The organism is Longitalea luteola, assembly GCF_017356035.1.
GTDB lineage: Bacteria > Bacteroidota > Bacteroidia > Chitinophagales > Chitinophagaceae > Niastella > Niastella luteola.
The window spans coordinates 191326-217789 of record NZ_JAFIQX010000002.1 but is presented as its reverse complement, the minus strand read 5'-3'; the positions used below and the strand labels follow the sequence as shown (position 1 = coordinate 217789).

The window sequence follows — 26464 nt, the reverse complement described above, 5'->3', positions numbered from 1 at the left end:
AGATTTTGTTAATGCCTGGTGAATGTACCTACTATATACGGGAGGAAATCTTATATAGATTCATAACGTACTATGAAATATGTCAGCGAATTATACATGCAACTCAGCCACTGTTTTTGAATAATCGTATTGCAGGTCTTCATGCAGGCCCAACAGTGTTTTATTGATTTTCTGTACCTGCCCTTTGTACAAATTAGCAATGATGGGATTTTTTTCAATAGGGATGCCGGATGCCTTAATGGACTGGCAAAAATAGATCAGCAGATCGACGGTAACCTGTGCAGAACCGGTGTACCGTATATGCGTATTGATGTTCCTCAGGATCTTACGCAGCGTCTTCTTAACAAAATACAGATTGCTGTGGTTGATCTCCGCAAATTGTTCATTTACTTCCCTTTTAATTGATTCTATATAAGCAGCCTCATCATGCGCTTCGAAAAGCAGGTACGTTAATAACTCCTTGTTCTCTTTTTTATATTTTGCCAGCCGCAGGCATAAGTCAGTTAACTCAGCGGCCGGTTTGGTCAATAGTTCCTGCTTTAATTCATGAACAGATGCGCTTCTCATAAACACAAAAATAACCCTGTTGGCGATAGGCACAATGATTACCTTTGGTTCACTAATTTAATATCATGTCAACGCTTACCATTACTACTATACAAACCGATTTGCATTGGGAAGACAAGAGCGCCAACCTGCAAATGCTGGAGGAAAAGATAAGGCAGTTGCAGCGTACGGAAGTGGTAATATTGCCGGAAATGTTCAGCACCGGTTTTAGTATGCAGGCTGAAAAGCTGGCGGAAAAAATGGATGGCCCTACCGTGGCCTGGATGAAGAAACGGGCTGCTGAAAAAAAGATCATCCTCACCGGTAGTTTGATCATTGAAGAGGATGGCAGCTATTACAACCGCCTGGTATGGATGTTGCCTAACGGCCAATATGGCTATTATGACAAACGCCATTTGTTTGGCTATGCCCATGAAGACCAACATTATTCGCCCGGCAATAAACGGTTGATCGCTTCAGTGAAAGGCTGGAAGATCAACCTGCTGGTATGTTATGACCTGCGTTTCCCGGTGTGGAGCCGGCAAAAACCGGCAGCCTCCTCCCTGGCCGACCTGGTTGCTTCGGAAATGGAAGCCCATGACTTTCCGGTGGCGCCGCCGCAGGAAGCCGGCTCTTCTGCTATTGAAAATACACCCGAATACGATGTGTTGATCTATGTTGCCAACTGGCCTGAAAGACGCAACCATGCCTGGAAAACATTGTTGCAGGCAAGGGCTATAGAGAACCAGTGTTATGTGGTGGGCGTAAACCGCGTAGGCAATGATGGCAATGGCATTTATTATAGTGGCGACAGCATGGTGGTGGATGCCCTGGGAACAGTTTTGTATACCAGGGCCAAAGAGGAAGACATTTTCACTATTACCCTCGAAAAAGCAGCCCTAGATGAAGTAAGGAATAAGCTGCCTTTCCTGAAAGATGCCGACCGGTTTATATTAGCATAAAACAACATCACTTCCTCCTCCTCCTTTCGGAGGGGCAGGGGGAGGCCAACCCAACCAAACTGAATTAAGCAAAAAGCATGTCTACAGCATATACGAACGGAAAAATATTTACAGGCAAACGTATTGAAGAAAACAAAGCGGTTTTGACGGATAATGATGAAATAGTTGCCCTGGTGAATGCCGATGAAATTCCTTCGCAATACAGCATAGAAGACCTGAGCGGATTTACCCTGGCCCCTGCTTTCATTGACCTTCAGATCTATGGCGGCAACGGCAAACTGTTCTCGCATGAGTTAAGTGTGGAATCTTTGAAAGCTACCTATGATTATTGTCTGTTTGGCGGCTGTACGCATTTTATGATCACCATGGCTACCAACACCATCGACAAATTCCTGCAGGGCTTTGAAGTGGTTAGGTCTTATTGGGAACAGGGCGGAAAGGGTTTGTTGGGGCTGCACCTGGAAGGCCCGTATATCAATCCCGTAAAAAGAGGCGCACACCTCGAAGCTTGTGTAAAGAAACCTACGCTGCAAGAAGTGGGAATGCTGTTGAAAAAAGGGGAAGGCGTCTTTAAGATGATGACCGTAGCGCCGGAGGTATGCGATGCGGCGGTCATGGAGCTGTTGATCAAACATAACATCATTGTTTCCGCCGGCCACAGCAATGCCAGTTACCAACAGGCTACGAACGCTTTCAACGATGGGATACCGGCAGCCACCCACCTGTATAATGCCATGTCGCCGCTACAGCATCGCGAGCCGGGAATGGTGGGAGCTATCATGAATCATCCGCAAGTGATGAGCAGTATTGTTTGCGATGGTGTACATGTAGATTATGCAGCGGTCCGAATTGCAAAGAAGATCATGCACCAGCGCCTGTTCTTTATTACCGATGCAGTGGCCGAAACCACTACCGGCGAATACCAGCACCTGTTCCGTGGCGACCGGTATGTTTTGCCTGATGGCACTTTATCGGGATCGGCACTAACCATGCTGCAATGTGTAAAAAATGCAGTTGCGCATGCCGGTATTGAGCTGGAAGAAGCTTTACGGATGGCGTCAGCGTACCCTGCGAAATTGCTTACCGGTAAAAAACTTGGAAGAATTGAAAAAAGCTACCGCGCCGATTTTGTAGTGTTTGATAATAACCTGGAGCTGCAGCGGGTTTATTGCTGAGCGATGCCGATCTTGTTCTTGTGCATGATCATCCGGCGGATAACGGCCGCTTTCGGATCGATGCCCCGCAGAATGGTTTCACGGGTTGGCGACACCTGGATATCCGGCATAATGCCACGCCCTTCCTTCACCATGTTTTTATCCATAACCAACCTGAATTTGGGAAGGCGGAACCGTACTTTGGTATTAGGCAGTGTTACATCCGGGATCATCCACGCTGAGTTGCCATAAGCGCCCCCACCCGTCTCTTCGCCGATCACTTTCACATTCTGCTGACCCTGCAGCGCTTTCACGAACAGGGTGGTTGCTGAAAAGGAGTTACCACCGGTAACCAGGTAAATATTACCGTCGAAATGATGTCGTTTTTTAGGCCGGAAATAGTGGCGTTCAAAATATCCGAAATGATACAGTCCGTCTTTTTTCTTGTGCGTTACAAATTGCATCAGCGACCAGTAGAATGGCTGCCAGGAAATGTATTTATGGTATTTACTGCTTCTGCGAACGGCGTATAACGAATCGGCCAGCTTGAATTTTTTATCAGCCAGGTAGCGGGTCAACAGGGTGGAAATGCCTGCATCGCCCCCGCCGTTGGTACGAACGTCAACCACCAGGTGTTGGATCTTCCGCTTTTCCAGTTCTCTGAAAGCCTGGCGAAAGAAAGATCTCAATTTATTTCCCCGTGCAAACGTATGAACGGTCATGTATGCGGAAGACAGGGTGGTATCTATCTGTACATAACGTGCCTTCCACGAAAAATGACGCGGGTTCTCTTTGGATGGTTTCGGAGCCTGCCCTGATTTCGAAACTTTTGCTGCCGTATCCTTATCATCCACTGAGGGATCGAATACGGGCACGGTTACGGTTTGTTCTGCGCCCGTGCTGTCAATATAGGTTACCGTTATTTGGTCTTTCAGGCCAATGATATTGCGGTAAAGGCTTCCAAAAGCGCCGCTGTTGCTGAGGCTTTGGTATTTTCCGTTTATGCTGTGGCCATCACCCGAAATATAATTCATGAACGTATCGGTAAGTTGGCGAACGCTATAGCCATCGATGGCGGTTACCAGTGTACCGTATTTCAGAATAGAATCTTTTCTATTGATATTGGCGGTTATGGCCAGGGAATCGCTCCACACCTTAAAGCTCAGGGGAAACATCTTTATTTTTGCCGTATCGATGTACCGGCCGTATTTTTTGGAGTATTTGACAGCCGTATGCCCGCAATGTACCTTATTTACCACATAGGAAAGCACATTCCGGAATTGTAATTCAGTCATGGAATCCCTCAGGCGGTTAAATCCCTCATCGAAATAATAATCCATGCTGTCTTTGGAGGTGAACCAATACAGGCTGGGGTGCGATTCTTCGAGCACGCCCCGGAAAACGCGGTAATCCTGTTGTAATTGTTTTTTGGTGTATGTGCGTTGCGGGTTGTAGGATTGCCGGGATGCAGAACAGCCAATAAGGCAGGTAATTGCTACAATAAAGCCTACGTACGAAATCTTCTGCATCATGCTATCACCGGTTTATTTTTTAAAGGCGTTCCATCCCTGGGCCGTAATGGAATGCACATGACCGCCTTTGGTGTTGATTTTCAACCCTTCAGCTGCATCGGTCATATAACCGATCACACTGATCTGCTCATTTAAAACGATCTTTTCATAATCTGATTGTGACATCGTGAACAGTAATTCATAGTCTTCGCCCCCGCTCAAAGCGCAGGCCGTTGGGTCTATTTCAAATTTAAAAGCTGCTTTGCGCATTTCTTCGGCTATGGGTAATTTTTCTTCATACAATACGCATCCAAGCTGACTTTGTTCGCAAATGTGGAGAATCTCGGAGCTGAGCCCGTCGCTGATATCCATCATCGCGGTTGGTACAATATTCTGCATTTCAAGGAACTCGATAATGTCTTTGCGGGCATCGGGTTTTAACAACCGGCCTATTACATAAGTTTCCCCTTCCAGGTCGGGCTGCACCTGCGGGTGTTCGAGGTAGATCTGTTTTTCACGTTCCAGGAACAATAAGCCCACATAGGCGGCACCCAGGTCGCCGCTGCAGCAGATAAGATCGCCTTTTTGGGCGGTATTTCTTCTAACATATTTACCTGGCGTCACTTCGCCGATAGCGGTTACCGAAATTACAAAGCCCTTTTGGGAGGAACTCGTGTCGCCGCCAACCAGGTCGACCCCGTATTTTTCGCAGGCGGCGTAGATGCCCTCATAAAACTCGCTGATCGCCTCCACGCTGAAACGGTTGCTGAATCCGATACTCACCGTGATCTGGGTGGGGGTAGCATTCATAGCGTAAATATCACTGATGTTTACCACCACGCTTTTGTAGCCGAGGTGTTTAAGCGGGGTATACATGAGGTCGAAATGAATGCCTTCGATCAACAGGTCGGTCGTTATAACCGTTTGTTTGCCAAAATGGTCGATAACGGCGGCATCATCGCCCACGCCAACGATGGAAGAGGCGTTCTGGAGCTCAATATTTCTGGTCAGGTGCTGAATAAGCCCGAATTCGCCGAGGGAACTTACTTCTGTTCTGCTTTCGCTCATGGTGCTGATATGATATTATCTATTTAAATAAATAGCAATACCTGCCGCGCTGATCAGTAATTCGCTGTAACGGGCAGGCAGAAAAGACCAATAAAGTTATAGAATTATTTGGCAGGCCGGTATTGACGGACTACGCTTTGTCGTTCACCCATTTTAACATATCGTCATGTATTTTTCCATTGGAAGCGGCGATATGCGGTTGATACGGTGAATAAGGCTTGCCTTCAAAATCAGTTACTTTACCACCAGCTTCTTCCACTATTAAAAATCCGGCGGCGCTGTCCCACGCCTGCAGCTTATGTTCATAAAAGCCATCAAAACGGCCGGCAGCCACCCAGCACAGGTCCATTGCGGCAGAACCCAGGCGGCGTACAGGTATTCCTGCGCGAATGAACCGCGAGAATGCTTCCAGGGGTCCGTTAGGCTGATTGATATACGTGTAGGGAAAGCCGGTTACCAGGCAGGATTTCATCAGATCGCTTTCAACGCTTACATGAATGGGCTCGCCATTCAGGGAAGCGCCTTTGCCTTTTTCGGCAAAATAATATTCTTTGATAAACGGGTTCAGCACAGCGCCCATGATCATGGTGCCATTGTGCTCGAGGCCGATGGAAACGCAGCAAATGGGAATTCCATGGGCAAAGTTCACAGTTCCGTCGATGGGGTCGATGATCCATTTATACTCACTGTCCATAATGATCTCACCCACTTCCTCGCTCATAATATAATGATCGGAAAACTGCTGTTTAATTGTTTCGATGATGGCTTTCTCAGCCGCATGGTCAGCTTCGGTAACCAGGTTGTTGATTCCTTCTTTATTGCTGATCAGCAAGGTTTTCGAATTAAAATAATGCTGCAGCACCCTGGCGCCAGCCTCGGTAGCGTTTATTAAAGTTTCTTTTAACATGGCGCAAAGATAGGGATACAGGGTGCAGGTTACAAGTTATAGAGCCTGCCCCGCTATGCGGGGTTACAGGTAAAAACGATTACCGGTTATCAGTTTCCGGTTACCGGGCCCAAAGTTTGAATTGCCTTGGAACACATAAGCAGTTATGGTTTTAACCGCTGTAAGGGTAACCCGCAATCAGTAACCCAGAACCTGTAACTCTTAATAATTTCTATACTATTTTGCAGATATGTTGCTTTCTGTCATCATTGTTAACTATAATGTGAAATACTTTCTGGAACAGTGCTTATGCTCTGTAAGGAAAGCTATTGGCGAGATGAGTGTAGCCACCGGTGAGCGGAACGTGGAAGTTTGGGTAGTAGATAACAATTCAACGGACGGCAGCATTGAATACCTCCAGCACCGGTTTCCCTTTGTACATTTTATAAAGAATTCAGTAAACCAGGGGTTTTCAAAAGCCAACAACCAGGCCCTGCAAAAAGCCACCGGGAAATACATTCTATTTCTGAACCCCGATACTATTTTGCCGGAAGACGCTTTTACAAAATGTGTTGGCTTTATGGAAACCACTGCCGATGCCGGCGCCCTGGGCGTTCAAATGATCGATGGTACCGGGCAATTCCTGAAAGAATCAAAGCGGGGTTTCCCTTCTTTATGGGTGTCATTTTGTAAGATGAGCGGGTTGACGCGCTGGTTCCCCACATCTAAACTCTTTGCCCGCTATTATATGGGCCATTTGAGCAACCAGGAGGTGAATAAGGTTGATATTTTATCAGGCGCGTTCATGATGATCAGACAGACCTTATTGAACAAGACCGGCGGCTTCGATGAGCAGTTCTTTATGTATGGGGAAGACATTGACCTCAGTTACCGTTTACAGCAAACCGGCCATTATAATTATTATTTACCTGATTGTACCATTATACATTTCAAAGGCGAAAGCACCCGTAAGGACAGTAAATATGTGCGGCTGTTTTATAAGGCAATGGTGCAGTTTGTGCAGAAACATTTTCATGGCGAACTGGCCTGGCTTTATACAGGTTTGCTGGAAGCAGTGATCTGGTTACGGGCAGCCGTAACGTTTGTGAGCGGGGAACACCAGGAACGATCGATAAAATACGAAGGCAGGCCCCGTTTCTTTCTCGCAGGTGATGATAAAAGCAATAACGAAGTACGTTCGGTACTATCAGCTGTTCCAGACTATTCAGTTACCACAACGGCTGAAGAGGCGCGGGAATGGATCTTCTGTGAAGGCGCTATGTATTCATTTAAACAGATCATTGAACAGCTGAAGACTTGTCCGCCCTGGTTAAAACCATTCATCCATGCCAGTGGAACATATACAATTGTAGGAAGCCATTCAAAAGATCAGCGGGGATATGTGATTGTTATGGAGTAAAATTATTCTGTTTTGTGTGAATGCGTGCCTAAAGAAAACGTTCGATATTTAATAAGGCCCTCTCTCCTCATCTTACCTTTGCATTGGTTATTTCGCTGTGATATCGCTGCGCTGAAGGGGTGTAATCTGACAGCATTATTAAAAAGCCTTACACGGTTATCGGCGATTTCAACACGCCTATTGGCAAAATTGCACGCCTATTAGATAAAGACAATGTTCACCGGCAATTCATGTAGCTTTGAATGAACGTAAACCATTCTATGACTAAACAATTATACACATAACGTATTCTCCTATTTCCTTTTTACCTCAACGAACGCCGGCTACAAATGCTGAGTTGTAGCCAGTGCGGTTAAAATAATCGGTTTTCATTTACGGTATCAGTTTAATTATTCTTCGGCCTTGACGGCGGAACGGGCTTTCTATTCTTTAATTATCAAAATACAGTTTATGTTAAAAAAGACCTTAAAGATCACAGTTGGATTATTCATTATTGGAAACAGTGCTTTTGCTCAATGGGGTGGAAGTACTACTATTAATAGCCCCATTTGGCGCACCGGGGGTATAGGTATTGGAACCGATGCAACATATCCGCACCCAGGGCATATTTCATTTGGTGCACAAGGCACTCACTTATCAATTCCCAGGAGCGGGTTTGTAAATCAGGTGCTACTTGAAACGAATTGGAGCGGCGTTAATGGCGACTATACAGATCTACGCGTACCAGGGGCTGTTCCCAATAATGCTGTTTTAAGATTACAGGCAAATGGTCATCTGGGAGTTGGAGCGGCAGAAGTGCGTGAGAAGTTTCAGCTGGGTAGTAAATTCTTTTTCCACGATGGAGGAACCAAAAAGATAACCGTTAACAGCTATTATGACGCTAATCTGGGAGTAGTTAAAAGAGCGGAAGATGGGCCCATTTCTGAGTTTGTTTTTCATCCCAATGGTGGATTTGAGTTTGTTACCGGCCCTACTGGTGCTGCCAATTCAATAGTTAATAGTTCTACATACGGCATGGTTATAACGAATAACGGGAATGTGGGAATAGGAACAAACAGCCCATCACATACTTTAGATGTAAGAGGAAGTGCACTGATTCAGACCGACGTTGACAATGTGCTTACTTTTAACAATGGTGATAACTCCTGGCAGTATATGGAATATAAAAGAAGCAATGTGCGCCAGGCCTGGATGGGATTAGATAATGCAAATGATTTTTATCTAAGCAAAGAAACACAGGGAAATATAGTATTAAATCCTTTAAATGGCAACATATTACTGAGTCCTTCTGGTGGAAGCGTGTGCATAGGAACTACCAACCCTGGTTCATTTAAACTGGCCGTTGAAGGAAAGATAGCAGCCCGTGGCGTCAAGGTTACTACAGCTGTTTTTGCTGATTACGTTTTTGATTCAACATACCATTTAAGACCGCTTGCCCATGTCGAGCAATACATCAATCAGAACAAACACTTGCCAGGTATGCCTTCTGCAAAAGAGGTTGAGAAAGAAGGTGGTTTTGAGCTGGGCGAAATGAATGTGAAATTGCTTGAGAAGATCGAGGAGTTGACGTTATATGTTATTGAACTTAAAAAGGAGAATGAGCAAATGAAGAAGGAAATTAAAGAGATAATTAAGAAGAAGTAAAAAACATGGGAGAATTTTAAAAATGCTTAATTAAAATGACATGAAGAAATTTTTAAAAATACTAATAATCTTTTTGTGCGCTATTGCATATCGAGGTTATTCCCAAAACTGTGCTGATGATTACACAGACATCACCAACAACCAATTCGTATGTGCAAATTATGGTGATGCAAATGGTAACTCGAACTGGAATTGGGAAATCAAACCATCTGATGCTAATTATTGTAAACACTGGAGCGCCCGAACCAGTAGCATAAGTACTAAACTTACTATAATGGGGTCACCATTTGTAAATTCCCCTACCACAGCGCTGGATTTAATTTCACAAAGAGGGGATTACACAAAAGAAAAGGGTTGGGAGTTATTGCAAAGGGATTTTGGATGCACGCATGTCACTGCCTACCCATATTTTGTTTTATATAATAAGTTTACTGGCCTAATACGAGTATATATTTATAAAACGGAAACCCCGGAAGGATTTACTTCCATGCTTGTGACCATGGAACCTACCATGCCTGCACCATACCCTGCTACCACATCTCTTGGAGATGAATTAGCGGGCACGCCAGCTGCGTTTCTTAATTCAAACGAAACCGGTAAATATGGAAAATCGGTTGTTGCGGTTACAGAACAGGGCGGGTACACCAGGTGGTCTGTTGCAGAATTAAATCCGGGGTTCGATCCAAACATTCAAAATGGGGCTTATTTCGGAGCAGGGGTAAAATTTACTATTTATGGTGTAGTAACCAATGATTTGAAAGCTGTTATAAAAGGCAGAAGTGTAACAGGAACAAATGCTGCCATATATAGCTTTTCCTATGTACCCAAAAATACGCCTACTTCCAGTAATGGCGGTCAAACGGTTCAATTTTCAGCTATCGGTGAAAAATTCAGCACGTTTAGCAAATCGATTTCTGAAGTACGAAATCTGGCTAAGACATTTGCTGAAAGAGTGAAAGCGAAAATTCAAGAAACAAACCCTCCTGAAGACGGTCCTGAAGGTAAAATAGAATTAGAGGCAACTAACGTTAGCAATAATTCCAATAATGACCATGACTTCCTTAAAATGTTGGGCAATGCAACTTCTAATCTTGCTACAGGAACAGGAAGTGCAGGTGTAATATTGAAATTCGTGGGAGAAATGATCGGTTTGTTTTCAACCGGATCTTCGGGCAAACCAGCAGCCATGCCTACATATACTTCGTATGATATGGAATTGAGAGGTAGTTTAACAGCAAAGACGGTACAACAATCATTTATATTGCGGGTTCCTGGGACCATCCAGCCAAATAATGATAACGCAACTTATTACAAATGTCCGCTTGGAATATTCAATATAAAGAATACTCCTGAAGCCGATACTGTTATTTATACTAGGGTGCACCATTTTCAATATTCATCTTGTTGCGTTAATACCAGCAGATCAGATTATGTATCCTATAGAATACGTAACAACCTCGAAGTGTCATTTAATAGCGGTGCTGGTCTTGAACTTGTTTCAGCACAGGCTGCAATAGTTGGACAAATCCTTCCAAACGGCGCAGGGGAGACTGCTACCGCTTCCTATGATCTGTTCTCTCAAAATGAGTACATAAATGATCCCGATGCCTACTATTATCTGGTACGTACGTGCAATTTTATGCGGCCCGATCTGGAATCGGGAAGATTGCAGGTTACCACATTTGATACGGAGAAAAAGTTACATACATTTCAAACCCCGTATGTAAATATTGAATGTGTAAATGGCCTTGCTTTCAACGCCCGTAAGGAAACAAAGGTGTGGCTCAGGGTAAAAGCTGTTTTGAAAAAACAAAACGATCCTGAAAACACGCCTATTCTTTACATTCATGATTATGAAATAAAAACATTTCAGGGTTCTTTTGACACTTATTTCAGGAACAGGCATAATCAGGTTTATTCATGGCAAACACCGCTGCCTTATTCAAATTATACTGAAACACCAACGTATGTATCAGACAAAGTAATATACGGCATTGTTTATAATCAATCCGTAGAGGAAAAGGTAGATAACAGTATCACAACTGAAGGCGGAGTAGACGTAATAGTACCCAATGGCCAAAGTGTTATATATAAAGCAGGTAGTACCGTCCTACTTCAAGAAGGATTTGAGGCAGAATATGGTAGCGAGTTTGAAGCTTCGATCAACACATTCGGATATAATATTAGCTGCGGCACACTCCAGGCCGAAGCTTTCCAGAACCCGGGTGCCTGTTATAATACTGCTATTTCAGGGTTAAGAAAAACCACTACAAGTAATGTTATCGATGAAACTGAGACTCCCGAAATATTGCGGGTTTACCCCATTCCCACAACTGGAAAACTGTTTATTTCAGGAATGACCGATGCCAAAAACGCCATCATCACCATTCTCGACCAGTCAGGCAGAACCGTTCGTGAACTGAGAGCAGTTGCTCAGGGATCTACCGGCCGCCTCGACCTCGATGTTTCCGGTTTGCAAAACGGGGTCTATTTTGTAAAAATTCAAACCCAGGCACAAACCATCACGAAAAAAATTGTAATAGGTAAATAATCGGGGTGCAAACGCTGAATCATTACATATATAATTTTTTTCACTGGACGAACAGAAATTTCACAAACCCGCCCTGACCGGCGGGTTTTTTTCTTTTCGGTTTACCGTACACCCTAATCTTTGCAAAATGTGCAATATATCAGGCTAAAAACCTTTAATTTTGGTTATGCCTGACCAAACGGGCAACTATTGAATGGCCCTAATTGATATCTCTTTACCCAGGTCCGTTGCCAGAGCGTTGCGTTTGCCGGAGAAGTCACCACGGCGGCAGCAGATCAAGGTGCTAAAGAAATTGCTGAAGAAAGCCCGGTTTACCGAATTCGGTCAAAAATACCGGTTCGACGAGATCCTATTGAGTAAACACGCTGGGAAAAAATTCCAGCAACTGGTCCCTACCTATGATTACAACAAGATTTATGCTGAATGGTGGCATAAAACACTCGAGGGTAAAAGGGACATTTGCTGGCCCGGAAAGATAAAATATTTTGCCCTCAGCTCCGGAACCTCCGAAGCTGCCAGTAAATATATTCCCATTACCAATGATCTGATGCGTGGCAACCGCATCGTCATGATCAAGCAATTACTTTCCTTACGCACCTACCACGATATTCCTGTTAAAAGTATTGGCAAAGGCTGGTTAATGCTGGGCGGTAGCACCGACCTGCAAAAAGGACCCGGTTACTATGCCGGTGATCTCAGCGGCATTACCGCCAAAAAAGTACCATTCTGGTTTTCGCCCTTTTATAAGCCAGGAAAAAAAATTGCCCGTACCCGCGACTGGAACAGTAAAATAGAAGCCATTGTTGAGGAAGCACCCAACTGGGACATCGGCTTCGTGGTGGGCGTGCCGGCCTGGATACAAATGTGTATGGAAAAGATCATCGAGCGGTACCAGCTCAACTCCATCCACGACATGTGGCCTAACCTGGCATTCTTCGTACACGGCGGCGTTTCCTTCGAACCATATAAAAAAGGCTTCAATAAACTGGTGGCCAAACCGCTTACATTCATTGAAACCTACCTCGCCTCTGAAGGGTTTATCGCTTACCAGGACCGCCAAACTTCCAAAGGCATGCGGCTGGCCCTGAACGATCATATCTTTTTTGAATTTGTCCCTTTCAATAACGACAATTTCGATGCAGATGGTAACCTGGTAGAAAATCCGGAAGCACTGATGATCCACCAGGTGGAAGAAGGAAAAGACTATGCGATCCTGCTCAGCACTACCGCCGGCGCCTGGCGCTACCTGATCGGCGACACCGTTCGGTTCGTTGATAAAGAGCGCTGCGAAATAATTATTACAGGCCGTACCAAACACTTTTTAAGTCTTGTTGGTGAACACCTGAGTGTTGATAACATGAACAAAGCCATTAAACTGGCCAGCGAAGAAATGAATTTGGACATTCCTGAATACACGGTGGCTGGTGTTCCGCACGGTTTGTTCTTTGCGCATGAATGGTGGATCGCCTGTGATGATGTCGTAGATGCGGACTTATTACGCCAGAAAATAGACAACTGCCTGAAAGAACTCAACGATGATTATGCAGTTGAAAGAAACAGCGCACTGAAGGAAGTTTATCTGCACGTGTTGCCCGTTTCAAAATTCATGGAGTTTATGCACCTGAAAGGAAAGATCGGCGGGCAACATAAATTTCCACGTGTTATGAAAGGCAAGATGTTCGAAGACTGGAGCAGGTTCGTTGAAACTGGTACCATTACACAATCCAATCCCTAAATCAACAATCCTCTCTTTATATGCAATTTGTTTTCCTACCTTGCGCGCACGTATATAAAATTGGACTATTTATAAGGATGTAAGCATGTGGCAAGCCATAATAAGTGGGTTAACGCTGGGATGTATTCTTGCTCTCTCTGTAGGGCCCGTAATATTTACCATTATAAAGCAAAGTTTGAATAACGGGCATACCGGTGGGTTGTGTTTTGTAGCCGGCGTATGGTTGAGCGATATTATACTCGTTGTAATAAGTAACGCCTTTTCGGCTTTTGTGTCTGATTTACTGGAATACAAAAGCGTGATCGGCTATATCGGCAGCGGTTTCCTGGTAGCAGTTGGCATTTATTACTTGTTCTTTAAAAAGGTGACCCTTCGTACAGATGCCGATGGCAATGCCCTAAAATTTGGAAAGCTGGAAATACTCAAGATCCTGTCGAGCGGATTTTTTCTGAACACCTTAAATCCCAGTGTATTCATCTTCTGGCTGGGTACCGCAACCGCGTTTTCGAAATACAGTTTGAACCAAAGGTTACTTATCTTTTCGGTTTGCCTCGCCGTTAATATCGCTGCTGATATTTTAAAAGTGATGCTCGCGGGCAAATTGCGAAACAAGCTAACACTGCACAATATCTCCGTGATCAATAAAGTATCAGGGGTCATTCTGGCCGGATTCGGCATAGCGCTTTTCTATGGCACCTATTTCTTATCTGACAAGATCAATTAAAGCGCAGGACTCCTTTAACAAATCATTAGTGAATTAACAAAATGGCCCGGTGTAACTTGTCACCGAATGAAACAAGCTTTACTTTTAATACTACTCGTATCATTAGCAGAAGTAACCTTATCGCAGACCTCGGATTTTATCGTATTAAGAAAACATAATAACCGCACTTTAAAGACCTACTATCCCGGCGTCTTCATTTCAGCCGTAACGCACAACGGTTTTACCATAAATGGTTATATAAAAGATATCAGGCACGATTCAATCATCATTCAGCAACAGGAGCGGCAACTGCAAGCCACTGAATTCGGTACTACACTCGATACAATGGCCTACACTATTGGCATAGACTACCGGCAAATAAAAAAGTTTCAATTCACCCGTCAATACACCTGGGGCAGAAAAAAAGGGTTTGCCCAGGTAACATTGCCTGCATTAATGAAAGTGGGCGGACTAGGTTTCATCTTGCTGGAACTGGTAAATACAGCTTACCGGAAAGAATCGGTTACTGCCAATAATAAAGTAGTTCCATTGACCATTGCTGCGGGAGTGGCGGCTACCGGTTTTGCCCTCACGCACTTTCAGAGCAGGGCCGATAAGGTTGGGGGAAAATATAAAGTGGTATATGTGAAAAATTCACGATAAGAAAATATCCGGCCCCCTGGCAACGTTAAGGATCAGCAATCAAAATTGTATCTTGCAGGCCAAAGCAGTTCCCTACTCATGTCAACTAAAACGAAAGAAAAAGCCCTTCGCATCTGGCGTATTATAAAGAGGACTTTGCTCTTTCTTTTTCTATTACAGTTATTCTATATTCTTCTGTTGAAGTGGGTCGACCCGCCTTTTACCCTAACTCAGCTGGGTAGCCTGTTTTCCGGTAATGGTTTGAAAAGGGATTATGTACATATGAAAGAAATTTCATCCTATGCACGCCTGTCCTTTATTGCTGCTGAAGACCAACTGTTCCCCGATCACAATGGGTTCGACTGGAAAAGCATTAACAAGGCGATGGAGTACAACAAAAAAAAGCCCAACCGCATAAAAGGCGCTTCAACCATCAGCCAGCAGGTAGCTAAAAATGTGTTCCTGTGGCAGGGCCGCAGCTGGTTTCGCAAAGGCATGGAAGTGTATTTCACCTTTATGATAGAACTGATGTGGGGAAAGAACCGCATCATGGAAATGTACCTCAACGTATCGGAAATGGGACCCGGTATTTTCGGGATTGAAGCCGCTGCACAGAATTACTTTAAAAAGCCGGCAAAAAAACTCACCCGCCAGGAAGCCGCCATGATCGCCTCCTGTATGCCCAATCCGAAAAAATACACCGTAAAGCCAATGTCGCGGTATGTTGCCAACCGCTATCCCTGGGTAATGAAACAAATGGCTTTTCTGCAAAACGACCCGGATATTCAAAGGCTGCTGCAATAGTTATTTTACGCAAAGCTGAAATTCAGTACTGTTAATCGTAGGAAATCCCGGTAAGACGGTCCCGATACATAAGCGGGCTGTATATTCACCATCGCCAATATCGCCGGGAACATTCACCAAAAGCCTGAGGCTGTCGCCTGTCAACCGGCTCACCGTAGTGCCGGTATTGATCAATGTTTTTACTTCCCCGTTTTCGTAGAGCACCAGCCAGATGGCCGTTTGACAATAACTGACCTGCTGAAAGTATTCCCTGTATCTTTCCGGAACACTCACCTTCGTGCTGATCTCTATAGTACGTGTCTGCCGGTTGGCACAGTTCATGTCGGTAAATAATACCCTCGCAAAAGAATAGAAGCCCTGCTGCACGCCGTCATGCGGGAAAGGCCAGCCATGTGGCTTGAAAAGTCTTTTGAAATAATCGCTGTTATCTGGCACATCCATATAAACAGCCTTACCGATCAATGAATCTTCTACCGGCCACATATTAAAATTATTCCGGCGGTAATAAGCCGAGTTCAGCGAAAACGCCGGCAGGCCGGTATAGAACCAATATTTGGAAGCGCGTTGGTAGGTATCAATGAAGACCACCGGCAAATTACCCGCTTGCTGATGCATCTCGGTTGTCCATGTACGGTTGCCATGGAATTCATTGCGCTTAATCCAGGAAACAGGCGGGAACCACCACATAAGATAAAGTCTTATTGCCAGCACCACTAACAAAGTAACCGGAAGACTTATATATAACCATTTTTGCCATTGGTAACGTTGCACCAGGTATCGATGGCTTAACACCATTAAAGGGATGAATGCGGCTGCCGTCCAGTTAGCCTCCACCCGTCCTTTATAAGTACTTAATAGAAATATGATATAAATGCCGACCAGCGAATATTGCATGGCCTTTTCAAGATAAGAAACCGGCCTGTAGCGCACCGCTGCCCATAAAAGGAACCAGCCGATGATCGGTCCGGCAAAAGCTATTTGTCCCAGGATATATTCAGTGGTAAAAACGAACCGGTAACCGGATGCATTTCTTTCAAACAAATGATATTGTACCGAGGGAAAATTGTGCTGGTACTGCCAGTATAAATGCGGCAGAAATAACAGCAGGCAAACAGCCGCTGCCACCCAGGTATATTTGTTGGCGAACAGTTTTATGTTCGATAAAAAAACCAATCCTATCACCAATACGCCATGATACTTACTGTATAACATGCAGGCCATGCAAAAGCCCAGTAACAGCGAGCTGATGAGGTTTGTCTTTTCCAGGAATCGCTGATAGAGCCGGAAAAAAAGTACCGCGAAGAACAGTAATGGTGTATCGGGCACCGCCAGTATGCCGCCAATTTGTGCAGCGGCAATAGAAAGGGCCACAGCATAAAACAGGCGGTCGTCCTTTTTGTAAGTAAGTTGCTGAACTAAAAAGATGGTGGCTGTGTTCAGTAATATTATAAAAAACCGAACACCCAGCTCATTGTGAAAAATTGCATATCCTGCCTTAACCAATGCCGCGATCATGGGTGGATGATCAAAATAGCCCCAATCTATAAAACGACTGTACACCCAATAATACGCTTCATCATCGAATAGTTCAGTATTGATAGCTTGAACAATACTTATTACTAACCATCCGATGTAAAATAACAATCGATGATTCATTGCAGCGCGTTTTGCCTACTACAACAACATAGCAACTATAAAAACTGTTCTACTTCAGAAATAAATCGTTCACCGTCTGAATAGCTTTTTGTAACCGCTCATCATAATTCCCCGAGATATCTACCCAGGGTACAGACTGGTTGGTGAGGATAGTTTTGTAAATGCTGTATAACTGTTTCCGAGGCTCAAGGTCAGGATACTCTCGTAAAGCATCTTTGATCCATGGGAGATCAATATTACATAGAAGGTATAAATCATATTTCCTTTTTGTAATCTGATCAAGGATCCAGGGATGGCATTTGCCAAATACAAACTCACACCATACTTTCATTACATACTGATCTGTGTCAATAAACAGGAGCTTTGCATCTTTCGCTTTTTCGATATAGCTTTCTTCCAGGGCCAGCTGGCCTTTGGCAATGATGAGCAGATCGTCATACGTATAATCAGTCCCATGCTGCAGGAGATAATCCCGGGCATACTCAGGCACCCAACTGGTTTTATAATAGCGGGCCAGCTGTTCACTCAACGTGCTTTTTCCTGTTGACTCAGGACCTATGACAACTATCTTTTTCATTCCCCCTATTTAACCTTCCAATTCCTGGCGCGTTTTTTCCATTCCAGCAATCCCCACACTGCCATTAAAAACAGTATAAAATAAAAGACACTGGTGAACACATATTGCTTCACAAAATATAACGGAATGGAGGCGATATTGGTTGCGATCCACCAGTACCAGCTTTCCACTTTCTTTTTGGCCATAAGCCACATGCCGGTGAATGCGGTTGCCGAAGCAAAGGCATCGGCCCAGGGAATAGTGGCTGAATAAAACGCGTGCTTCAGCCAGGTCAATGCGCTGAAGATGGCGATGTAAAAAAATGCAAAGAAGAGGATCTGTTGCACCCATTCGCGGCGGGTTGAAAATTGTACCGTCACGACGTAATGTTGTTGTTTGTCTTTTTTCAGCCACAATACCCAGCCATAAATGCTCATGATGGTATAGTACAGGTTAACGCTCGCTTCGCCATACAGGCTGCCTTCCACACTAAGAAATATATATATGACAGTGCTGATCAGTCCCACCGGGTACACCCAGATGTTCTCAATGCGCGAAAACCATACGCTAGCAATACCCGCAAATACCGCGATGTATTCCGGAAGCGTGGTATTGCGCATGCCGTCGACGAATTGCTTTATAATTTCTTCGTATGTCATGCTCTAAAAAAGCGCAAGATAATTCTATTGCAATTACCGGTACCATTTTCTGCACTTTCAGGCCGGTTTCCGATATTTGGTCACAAATTTTTATTCATTGAGTTATTTTACCAATAAGATCGTTTGGATCACCGGCGCCTCTTCGGGTATTGGCGAAGCACTTACTTATGCACTGGCTAAACAGGGCGCAAAGATCATTATCTCTGCCCGCCGCGAGGAAGAGCTAAAGCGGGTACAACAGCAGGCCGGCGGCTCCAATATATATGTGCTTCCGCTCGACCTGGAAGCGGCTGGTTCTTTTGCCCAGAAAGTTGAAGAAGCCATGGGCGCATTTTCACAGATCGATATTATGATCCATAATGGCGGCATAAGCCAGCGGTCGACGGTAAAAGACACCCTGCCTGCCGTGCAGCGTAAAGTAATGGAAGTTGATTATTTCAGCTATATAGAGCTCACCAGGTTATTACTGCCACACATGCAACAAAGGAAAACCGGTCATTTTGTGGTGATCAGCAGTGTCATGGGTAAAATTGGAACGCCCATGCGCTCGGCATACGCTGCGGCAAAACATGCGCTGCACGGCTTTTTTGATTGTTTGCGGGCTGAAGTGTGGCGGGATAATATCAAGGTCACCCTGATCATGCCGGGATACATTCGCACCCAGGTTTCTTTAAATGCGGTTACTGCTTCGGGCGAGAAACTGAACGAATTGGGCAAAAATATTGGACATGGCTTTCCGGCCGATAAAACGGCTCAACAAATATTGCGGGCTGTTGAAAAGGGGAAATTTGAAAAGTTCGTGGGGCGGCCTTTTTCACAGGAATGGATGGCCATACATCTTATGCGGTTATTTCCAACAATGGCTATGAAGGTGTTCAAAAATGCCGTACCGCAATAGTGCCGTCGTACAGTTCACAGAACTTTTTGAGGTTTTTCAATCCTTCGGCGATCTGGGCATTCAGGTTTTTGTGCAGCATATATCCTATTAACCGGCCTACAGGGTAAGGGAGATCGCCGAAATTCTGCCAGGTCACTTTGGTTTCATCATTGCCCCATTCTTCAAACAGCCAGTTGTCGCGGGCGGTGGTCTTTACCGGCTTTATAAAATCAAGATCAAAGTGAATATGCCTGTCATCAATATCGCGCAAGGTGAGGCTGCCGGTTCCGATCTTCGATTCTTTCCATGAATATTTATGACCTGGCCTTTTTGCCAGACCGGTAATAGCGCCCGCTTTAGCAGCCCCTTTTGGATGCCATGGGTTCCACTGAATATGATTATGGAAGTCAGCCACTTTATCCATTACAAAATCACATGGCTTTTTTATGATGGCCGATTTCTCAATATAATACCCATCTGGTAAAAACAAGGCGATGATCAACAGTAACACTATCACTACTATCAATGCGCCCAAAATATACAGTACGGTCATAAACCCGCTGTTTTATTGAATTTACTGCATTCCTGCAACACGGCCAAGTTGGGTTATCAGAGGGGCTGGTTAAAGATCGAAGCGCACGGTTGCGGTAGTGTAAAACAGCGCATCAGCTTCAGGGGTTGACTGACCATTGGCAGTAATTACATTTTGCGGTAGAACAAACGCAGGCGTAATAATAATGTTCATTTTACCGATGCCATAAATGACCGGACAGCTTAGTTCATACGATAAAAGATCGAAACGGCTGCTGCTGGCGGTTACTGTTTGTTCGCCAACCGGTATAAAAAGAAATCTTTTTTGTTGCAGCCATGTTTTGGTAAACCGCTGGGTACCGAAATAGCCATAGACGGCGGGGGCAATCACAATTACGCCTCTTTTGCCAATGGAGTCGATGCGAAAGGAATGGTCAAGCCCGGCGTAAACGCCAAAATCAGTTTTATCGCTGAATTTCGCATCCGCGCCGCCATAGATACCCACAATTTTATTGGTGTGGATCAGGTTGATGCCAGCTTGTCCTTTCAGTACCGATTGCACCAGGCTTACATCTTCATTATAAAGAAAGCGCGACCCGAAGAGGTTCCCCCGGAAATTTTCTTTTTTGTTCCTGAATTTATAGCCTGCTTCCAAGGTAGTGGCCGCATAAGTGGTGGCAACTGCATTGCGAACGAAAATGAAATTGGAGAACAGGTATAATCCATTCGGCAATGTAATGCCAACAAAGGGATAAATGCCCTGGCTTTTCAGGCTATCGGTACGGCCATAATAGTTGAGCCCTGAATTAACGGATAGCCCCGTTGTAATGGTTATTTTCCTTTTCGTTGTAGTGGAATCAGTTTGTTGCGCCTGCAGCACCATACAAATAAAAGCGAGGGGAAATAGGGCAATTAGTTTTTTCATATTACGAATTGAAATGGAGATGTAAATAAACCCTCCCGGTTTAACACCGGGAAGGTTTTGTTATCAATAGGGCAATTATTGCTTGGTGGTCTTTACAGCAGTTTCATTGCTTACTGCAGTGGATGAGGTCACAGAAGTATTGGAAGCAGTCTCTTTAACCGCATTGGTAGTATTGGCGGTTGTTGATCTTACTTTATTCGCGGTTTCGCGGGTTTTTGTAGAGGCAACATCTTTTGTTTTTTGAACTTTTTCAACCGCTGTGCTGCTAACTGATTCTGTGGCCTGGTTGTTTGATGTGGCATTTACAGCAACAGATCTATCGGCACCTGCTGATACGCCCACGACATTATCAGTGGCGAGTGAAGTTGCTGGTGTGCTTGAATTGCCCTGTACCGAAGCGCCGGCGTTTACATTCACGGCGTTGTTGTGGGCAGTATTGGCCACGCCATTCTTGGTTGCTGTAACGGTGTTGGCAGTAACTGATCTGGTTGTGTTCACTGTTTTTTGAGCGGCGCTCTGAACATTTGTACGGGTATGATTCAGCGCTGCGCCTGCACCACTGGTATTAATACTGGTAGCAGACCTCAGGGAAGCAGAAGTGGTAGCACCCAGGCCGAGCTGTGCTTTGGAAGCTGTTGTTAACATGGCCGCTGCTGCAGTAGAAATAAACAGGATGTGTACTTTCATAAATGTTGATTTTAGTTTTAATAATGGTCGTTTTTATAGTTATGGCATGAGTTGCCCCTTATCAACCGGTTGCATTGAAAAAAATGCTGCCTGTTGAAACAAATCAGTGCCATTAAAATTTTAGCTGTTCAGATAAGGGGGTAAGACCCGGTTGTACGTGTTGTACTTTGGTAGTTTTGATTTGACCGTTTAACAGGATAATGGTTTAATTGTAACGGCCAATAGACATGCATGAAACTTCGTAATCACTTTTTCTTTCAACTTCATATATGCACAAAAAAAAGACCTTCCCTTTTGGGGAAGGTTTAAAACAAGTTAAAATATGTTAACAGAAATGTGTTATTCTGCTTCTGCCACTACTTCTTTAACCTCAGGGATCATCCGCTTCATCATGCCTTCGATACCTGCTTTTAAAGTGATCATGGAGGATGGGCAACCACTGCATGAACCCTGCAGCATCAGGTTAACAACTCCATCGCTATAGCTTTTGAACTGAATGGCGCCGCCATCCATTTCTACGGCTGGTTTTACATAATTTTCGAGTAGCTCTTTGATCCGTTTAACCACGTCGTCGTCATCGGCAGCTACAATGTTGGTGCTTTCCTGTTTAATGGTAGCGATCTCTTCTTCATTGATCACCACTTTATTTTCTTCCAGGTATTCTTTCAGGAACTGGCGAATGGTAGGAATAACATCATTCCACTCGGTTTCAGCAGTTTTTGTCAGTGTTACAAAATTGCTGGCAATAAATACTGCTTTAATAAAGGGAAACCCAAACAGTTCGGTAGCCAGCGGCGAAGGCTTGGCATTTTCCACATCCGGAAAATCAATGCTTTTGCCCGGGTACAGTAACTTATTGGCCACAAACTTCATGGTTTCCGGGTTAGGCGTCATTTCTGTATAAATACTAATGACAGGATTTCCTGTTTTGATCATGATATTCCTTCTTTTAAGTTGATTACAAAAATAACAAATGCCTGCTGCAATTGTTTCTTATTTTGAAAATCTTTGAGCCGTGACGAACCCGGCCGGTGAGCTGTCAGCAGAATTTACGAGGCAGGAACGATTCAGGAATAAATATGACCAGGAACAAGGGCTTAGTGATCGCAGTCGTCTTCATGGGCGTGGTTATGCACGCGGCAGGCCCTGAAGTTCATTAAATGAGCGGTTACGATCATTAAAACAGCAAACGGCAGGATCCACAGCTGGTATTGATGCCATATTTGCTTGGCTATCAGTCCGGTAATGCCAATGGCAAAGATGATAATCGGAACCGTGCTGTGATGATGCTTTTTATAGCCATGGCGCAGGGAATAGACGCCAATAGCCATTGCCAGTAGGATCATAAAATACTCAAACGCCTCATTTTCAATAATGTTTATGCCTAAAACAGGCAAACTGGTTAACACAAGCGGCAATATAGCACAATGGATAGCGCAGGCGAGTGAAGCTGCCACACCCATCGCATCCCAGTTTACTCTAAAATTCATGGCTCGAAGATAAGAACTAAATCAACTAGCATGCAACTTTGTTGCAAAAAGATTCGTTATAAAAATAAATTAATTGGTAGCGGAATGGGTAGCCGTACCTTTGTTGCCTGAAAAATCATAGATGATATGCGCCGGAAACTGATCTTTTATGTTGCTTTTTTTGTGGTGTTGGTGATAGCCTTTTATGTGGCCCTTACCCAGGTGATCCCGGGGTACGGCGAGGTGAAACTGCCGGTGGTGAACCGGGTTCAACCATTCAGTTTTACCAATCAGGATGGGCAGCTGGTAACCGAACGGCACCTGGAAGGCAAGGTATATGTGGCAGAATTCTTTTTTACGACCTGCCCCAGTATTTGCCCGATGCTGAACACCAATATGAAAAAGGTATACGACGTATATAAAGATGAGCCCGGTTTTATGATCCTGTCGCATACGGTAGACCCGGATACTGATAACCCGGCCCGTTTGAAATTCTACGCCGATAGCATGCAGGTAAATACCCAAAAATGGGTTTTTGTAACCGGCCGGAAGGACAGCCTCTACCAGGCCGCCCGGAATAGCTACCTGCTGGATGATCCGAAGAATAACCTGCAGAGCATTAACGACCAGTTCTTACATACCCAGTTCTTTGCGCTGGTCGACCGCATTGGGCGGGTGAGAAAGATTTATGACGGGTTGAAAAAGGACGAAGTGGAAGAATTGAAAGAAGACATCAGGCGATTGTTAAAGGAAAGGAATACGCAGGAGCGATTTTCAAATAATATGTTCGGCAGTTGATACTGCCATTGTTTAATGTTTTTAAAGATGGAAGCGCAGATAGACGAAATACTTCGCAAAAATCAGTTGAGTGTTACCGGTAGCCGGAAGCGGATCCTGGAATTGTTCCTAATGAGCAACGGAGCGCTTGCGCATGGCGATATAGAGAAAAAGACCGGCGAAAAATTCGATCGCGTTACCGTGTATCGCACGTTGCAAACCTTTCTCGAAAAAGGCATCATCCACTCTATACCAACCTCCGATAACTCTGTATTATATGCATTATGTAAAGATGACTGCTCCGAGGGTCATCACCATGACAATCATGTGCACTTCATTTGCTCCGACTGCGGCAAGACTATTTGCCTGGCCGATGTAACTGTTCCGCAAGTTAAATTGCCCGTCGGGTTCTTACCGCAGGAATATCAAATGGTGGTAACCGGCTTGTGTAAGGACTGCCGGTAAAAAAAAATTGACCATGGTCATTTTAATTGTATTTCCGGTTGTGCAGCATTGAGGTAACCGTGCGTATTTCGGTGTACCCTAACCGGACTTTTAAAAATCTACTACAACTCCTTGGCGGGAATATTTGAAGATCTTGTTTACAGTTACGCTCTATGAATTTACCAAATGTCAAAGCTCAATCAGTTTTGCTTAGACAAAATGAAAACAGCGGGCACTTAAATTGAGACTGCCGCGTTTTTTTAACAAAACCTTAAATATCTAAAAAACAAAGCCCCGATGTAGAAACACCGGGACTTTTGGTTAAGGCTCTGATTAGTAGCTATTTTATGATGTCAGGTAGCGTAACTACCTTATCAATATACTTTTAGTGGTACAAATATAATAGAATGAATTAATATTTCGCATACCATGAACTGGGTATTTTTTTTCCGGCTATGGATGAACGTTTAGTTTATCCATTTCAACTTTCACAAATTGCATTAACTGCTTAATGTAATCAGGCGAAAAATTAAATACAAGTCCTGCTTCGCTGTAGAGTTCTGGCAATGTTTTGGTGCCGCCCAGTTGCAAAGCCTTCATATAATTGTTAAGCGCCGCTGTTTTGTCTTTTCTGAATTGCATCCACAGGCCGATGGCGCCCAGTTGGGCGATCCCGTATTCAATGTAGTATAAAGGAACTTCAAACAAATGCAGCTGCCTTTGCCAGGCATACGTGCGGTATTCCGTAAGGCCGTCAAAGTCAATTACGGGGCTGGAAAATTCATTCAGGATCTCCATCCATTTTGCCGCTCTTTCTTCTACGGTATGCATGGGATTTTCATACACCCAGTGTTGAAATTTGTCGATGGTGGCGATCCAGGGGAAGATAGTGATCACTCTTTCCAACTGGTGCTCCTTTGCCCTGATCAGGTCCTCTTCCTTGTCGAAGAAAACATCCCAGGCGTCCATGCTGAACAGTTCCATCGTCATGCTGGCCACTTCCGCTATCTCCATAGGATATTCTTTAAAAGAAGTTAACTCCAATGGATGCGCGAGAAATGAATGCACTGCATGACCGCCTTCATGCACCATAGTGGTAACATCACTCATTTGTCCAGCCGCATTCATAAAGATAAACGGAGCGCCTGTTTCGGCGAGCGGACAATTATATCCACCAGGGGCTTTACCCTTGCGGCTATCAAGGTCGAGGTGTTTCATTTCGCCCATTTTCCGCAGACAATCGGCGAAGAAGGGATGCACGCGATCGAAACACCGTATGCTTTTTTCCAGTAATTCACTGCCGGTGCTAAACGGGTTTAGTGGTTGAACGCCTTCCGGCTCTGCTTCTGAATCCCATGGGCGGAACGAAGACAGGTTCAGTTTTTTCTTTTTCCGTTCGTTGATCACATTCACCAGCGGCAGGATATGCTGTTTAACCGCTTCATGGAACTGAAAACAGTCTTCCTTGGTATAATCGAAGCGGCCCAGTTCTTTGAACTTATAGTCGCGATAATTATCAAAGCCGGCATTTTTAGCTACCTGGTGTCTTTTCTGGATCAGTTGGGTGTAGAGGTCATTGAGCGCTGTTTTATCCTGCAGGCGGCGTTCGTTGATCTTACGGTAAACGCTCTCGCGCAAACTGCGGTCGTGGCTCTCGAGGAATTTGGATGCCTGTTGTAAAGTGTATTCCTTACCGTTTACTTCAACGGTCATTTTGCCGGCAATGGTGCCGAACTGCTGGGCCAGTACTGCCAGCTCAGATTGCAGGGGAATATTTTCTTCACGGAACAGCTCGATGCTTTTGCGAACACTGCGCAGGTAGGTAAAATATTTCTTTTGGTCGAGTTCATTTACAAAGGGGCTTTCAACCAGTTTTTTATTCAGTTTATCGGCATAAGGCTGAATTTGCGGCTGGATCTGGGTTACAAAGAACACAAAAGCCTCTTCCAGCGCCTTGTTCTCGGTATCACAGGTCATTTTAATCTGGCGCCAGCAGGCGTCTTCGCTTACGACGGCTTCCAGCTCACTCATGTCGTGCAGCCATTTTTCCAGATCGGCTTTAGAATTAACAGGCCTGTCGAGCAAATTTTTAAAATAAGGTTCAAGATTGTCCCAGGTAGTTACAGTAAAATCTTCCGGTAAAAAATGCCGGGGCAATTTCTTTATGTCTGCAGAATAATTCATTGGTTCACTTTTTTAAAATAAGAAAGCTACAAACTTCAGGTAATAAAACCAGCAGCCTGTAGCTTTAGTTTAT

General features: G+C 44.5%; 25 protein-coding genes. 12 read left to right on the top strand and 13 right to left on the bottom strand.

The annotated features are described in order from the left end of the window. Positions 1-90: 90 nt before the first annotated feature. Positions 91-567, bottom strand: a complete 477-nt coding sequence (locus tag JUB15_RS05055; RefSeq protein WP_207511244.1) for a hypothetical protein — start codon at positions 565-567, stop codon at positions 91-93. Positions 568-632: 65 nt separating this feature from the next. On the opposite strand from JUB15_RS05055, the gene JUB15_RS05050 reads away from it, so the two are divergent. Both JUB15_RS05050 and nagA read left to right on the top strand, forming a co-directional pair. Further along, positions 633-1508 carry a nitrilase family protein gene (locus tag JUB15_RS05050; RefSeq protein WP_207511243.1) on the top strand — a complete coding sequence of 292 codons (876 nt, stop codon included), beginning with the start codon at positions 633-635 and terminating at the stop codon, positions 1506-1508. A 77-nt stretch (positions 1509-1585) separates the two neighbouring features. Further along, the gene (gene nagA / locus JUB15_RS05045; protein ID WP_207511242.1) at positions 1586-2683 is read left to right on the top strand and encodes an N-acetylglucosamine-6-phosphate deacetylase; all 1098 of its coding nucleotides are present in this window, start codon (positions 1586-1588) and stop codon (positions 2681-2683) included. Here nagA and JUB15_RS05040 read toward each other — a convergent pair. The 3 genes from JUB15_RS05040 to JUB15_RS05030 form a co-directional block, all read right to left on the bottom strand. Then, a complete protein-coding gene (locus JUB15_RS05040; RefSeq protein WP_207511241.1) occupies positions 2674-4194 on the bottom strand; it encodes a S41 family peptidase in 1521 nt (506 codons plus the stop codon). The two genes, nagA and JUB15_RS05040, sit on opposite strands and share 10 nt — an antisense overlap. A 12-nt stretch (positions 4195-4206) precedes the next feature. After that, entirely contained in the window at positions 4207-5241 is a 1035-nt protein-coding gene (thiL, locus tag JUB15_RS05035; RefSeq protein ID WP_207511240.1) for a thiamine-phosphate kinase, read from the bottom strand. A gap of 130 nt (positions 5242-5371) precedes the next feature. Further along, positions 5372-6148: an inositol monophosphatase family protein gene (locus JUB15_RS05030; RefSeq protein ID WP_207511239.1), complete on the bottom strand. Its 777-nt coding sequence runs from the start codon at positions 6146-6148 to the stop codon at positions 5372-5374. 229 nt (positions 6149-6377) lie between these two features. Here JUB15_RS05030 and JUB15_RS05025 point away from each other — a divergent pair, with 229 nt between their 5' ends. The 7 genes from JUB15_RS05025 (at position 6378) to mtgA (ending at position 15626) form a co-directional block, all read left to right on the top strand. Beyond that, entirely contained in the window at positions 6378-7547 is a 1170-nt protein-coding gene (locus tag JUB15_RS05025) for a glycosyltransferase family 2 protein (RefSeq protein ID WP_207511238.1), read from the top strand. Between the two features lie 450 nt (positions 7548-7997). Beyond that, a complete protein-coding gene (locus JUB15_RS05020) occupies positions 7998-9191 on the top strand; it encodes a hypothetical protein (protein WP_207511237.1) in 1194 nt (397 codons plus the stop codon). A 40-nt stretch (positions 9192-9231) separates the two neighbouring features. Beyond that, entirely contained in the window at positions 9232-11742 is a 2511-nt protein-coding gene (locus tag JUB15_RS05015) for a T9SS type A sorting domain-containing protein (protein ID WP_207511236.1), read from the top strand. Between the two features lie 193 nt (positions 11743-11935). After that, positions 11936-13477 (top strand): GH3 family acyl-acid amido synthetase, encoded by a 1542-nt coding sequence (locus tag JUB15_RS05010; protein WP_207511235.1) that lies wholly within the window; start codon positions 11936-11938, stop codon positions 13475-13477. Positions 13478-13562: 85 nt separating this feature from the next. Beyond that, positions 13563-14201 carry a LysE family translocator gene (locus JUB15_RS05005; protein WP_207511234.1) on the top strand — a complete coding sequence of 213 codons (639 nt, stop codon included), beginning with the start codon at positions 13563-13565 and terminating at the stop codon, positions 14199-14201. Between the two features lie 66 nt (positions 14202-14267). After that, on the top strand, positions 14268-14843 hold the full coding sequence (locus tag JUB15_RS05000; RefSeq protein WP_207511233.1) for a hypothetical protein: 576 nt from the start codon (positions 14268-14270) through the stop codon (positions 14841-14843). A gap of 78 nt (positions 14844-14921) precedes the next feature. Next, positions 14922-15626 carry a monofunctional biosynthetic peptidoglycan transglycosylase gene (mtgA, locus tag JUB15_RS04995; protein WP_207511232.1) on the top strand — a complete coding sequence of 235 codons (705 nt, stop codon included), beginning with the start codon at positions 14922-14924 and terminating at the stop codon, positions 15624-15626. Here the strand turns inward: mtgA and JUB15_RS04990 are convergent, their stop codons facing one another. The 3 genes from JUB15_RS04990 to pnuC are packed head-to-tail and all read right to left on the bottom strand — an operon-like array spanning position 15627 to position 18497. Further along, positions 15627-17282: an ArnT family glycosyltransferase gene (locus JUB15_RS04990; RefSeq protein ID WP_207511231.1), complete on the bottom strand. Its 1656-nt coding sequence runs from the start codon at positions 17280-17282 to the stop codon at positions 15627-15629. Positions 17283-17331: 49 nt separating this feature from the next. Then, complete coding sequence (locus tag JUB15_RS04985; RefSeq protein ID WP_207511230.1) at positions 17332-17859, bottom strand: AAA family ATPase; 528 nt, start codon at positions 17857-17859, stop codon at positions 17332-17334. Positions 17860-17864: 5 nt separating this feature from the next. Beyond that, positions 17865-18497, bottom strand: coding sequence for a nicotinamide riboside transporter PnuC (gene pnuC, locus JUB15_RS04980; protein ID WP_207511229.1), 633 nt, complete (start codon positions 18495-18497; stop codon positions 17865-17867). A gap of 97 nt (positions 18498-18594) precedes the next feature. On the opposite strand from pnuC, the gene JUB15_RS04975 reads away from it, so the two are divergent. Next, positions 18595-19395, top strand: a complete 801-nt coding sequence (locus JUB15_RS04975) for an SDR family oxidoreductase (RefSeq protein WP_207511228.1) — start codon at positions 18595-18597, stop codon at positions 19393-19395. Here JUB15_RS04975 and JUB15_RS04970 read toward each other — a convergent pair. The 5 genes from JUB15_RS04970 to JUB15_RS04950 form a co-directional block, all read right to left on the bottom strand. Continuing rightward, the gene (locus tag JUB15_RS04970; RefSeq protein ID WP_207511227.1) at positions 19373-19927 is read right to left on the bottom strand and encodes an SRPBCC family protein; all 555 of its coding nucleotides are present in this window, start codon (positions 19925-19927) and stop codon (positions 19373-19375) included. The two genes, JUB15_RS04975 and JUB15_RS04970, sit on opposite strands and share 23 nt — an antisense overlap. 69 nt (positions 19928-19996) lie before the next feature. After that, complete coding sequence (locus tag JUB15_RS04965; protein WP_207511226.1) at positions 19997-20830, bottom strand: hypothetical protein; 834 nt, start codon at positions 20828-20830, stop codon at positions 19997-19999. A 75-nt stretch (positions 20831-20905) separates the two neighbouring features. Continuing rightward, positions 20906-21517 (bottom strand): hypothetical protein, encoded by a 612-nt coding sequence (locus JUB15_RS04960; protein ID WP_207511225.1) that lies wholly within the window; start codon positions 21515-21517, stop codon positions 20906-20908. 339 nt (positions 21518-21856) lie between these two features. Then, positions 21857-22453, bottom strand: coding sequence for a NifU family protein (locus JUB15_RS04955; RefSeq protein ID WP_205507993.1), 597 nt, complete (start codon positions 22451-22453; stop codon positions 21857-21859). A gap of 161 nt (positions 22454-22614) precedes the next feature. Beyond that, a complete protein-coding gene (locus JUB15_RS04950; protein ID WP_207511224.1) occupies positions 22615-23007 on the bottom strand; it encodes a MerC domain-containing protein in 393 nt (130 codons plus the stop codon). Between the two features lie 126 nt (positions 23008-23133). Between JUB15_RS04950 and JUB15_RS04945 the strand changes: the two genes are divergently transcribed. After that, positions 23134-23784 (top strand): SCO family protein, encoded by a 651-nt coding sequence (locus tag JUB15_RS04945; RefSeq protein WP_207511223.1) that lies wholly within the window; start codon positions 23134-23136, stop codon positions 23782-23784. A 27-nt stretch (positions 23785-23811) separates the two neighbouring features. Next, entirely contained in the window at positions 23812-24228 is a 417-nt protein-coding gene (locus JUB15_RS04940; protein WP_207511222.1) for a Fur family transcriptional regulator, read from the top strand. 432 nt (positions 24229-24660) lie between these two features. On the opposite strand, the gene JUB15_RS04935 is transcribed toward JUB15_RS04940, so the two are convergent. Then, positions 24661-26391 carry a M3 family oligoendopeptidase gene (locus JUB15_RS04935; protein ID WP_207511221.1) on the bottom strand — a complete coding sequence of 577 codons (1731 nt, stop codon included), beginning with the start codon at positions 26389-26391 and terminating at the stop codon, positions 24661-24663. Positions 26392-26464 lie beyond the last annotated feature (73 nt).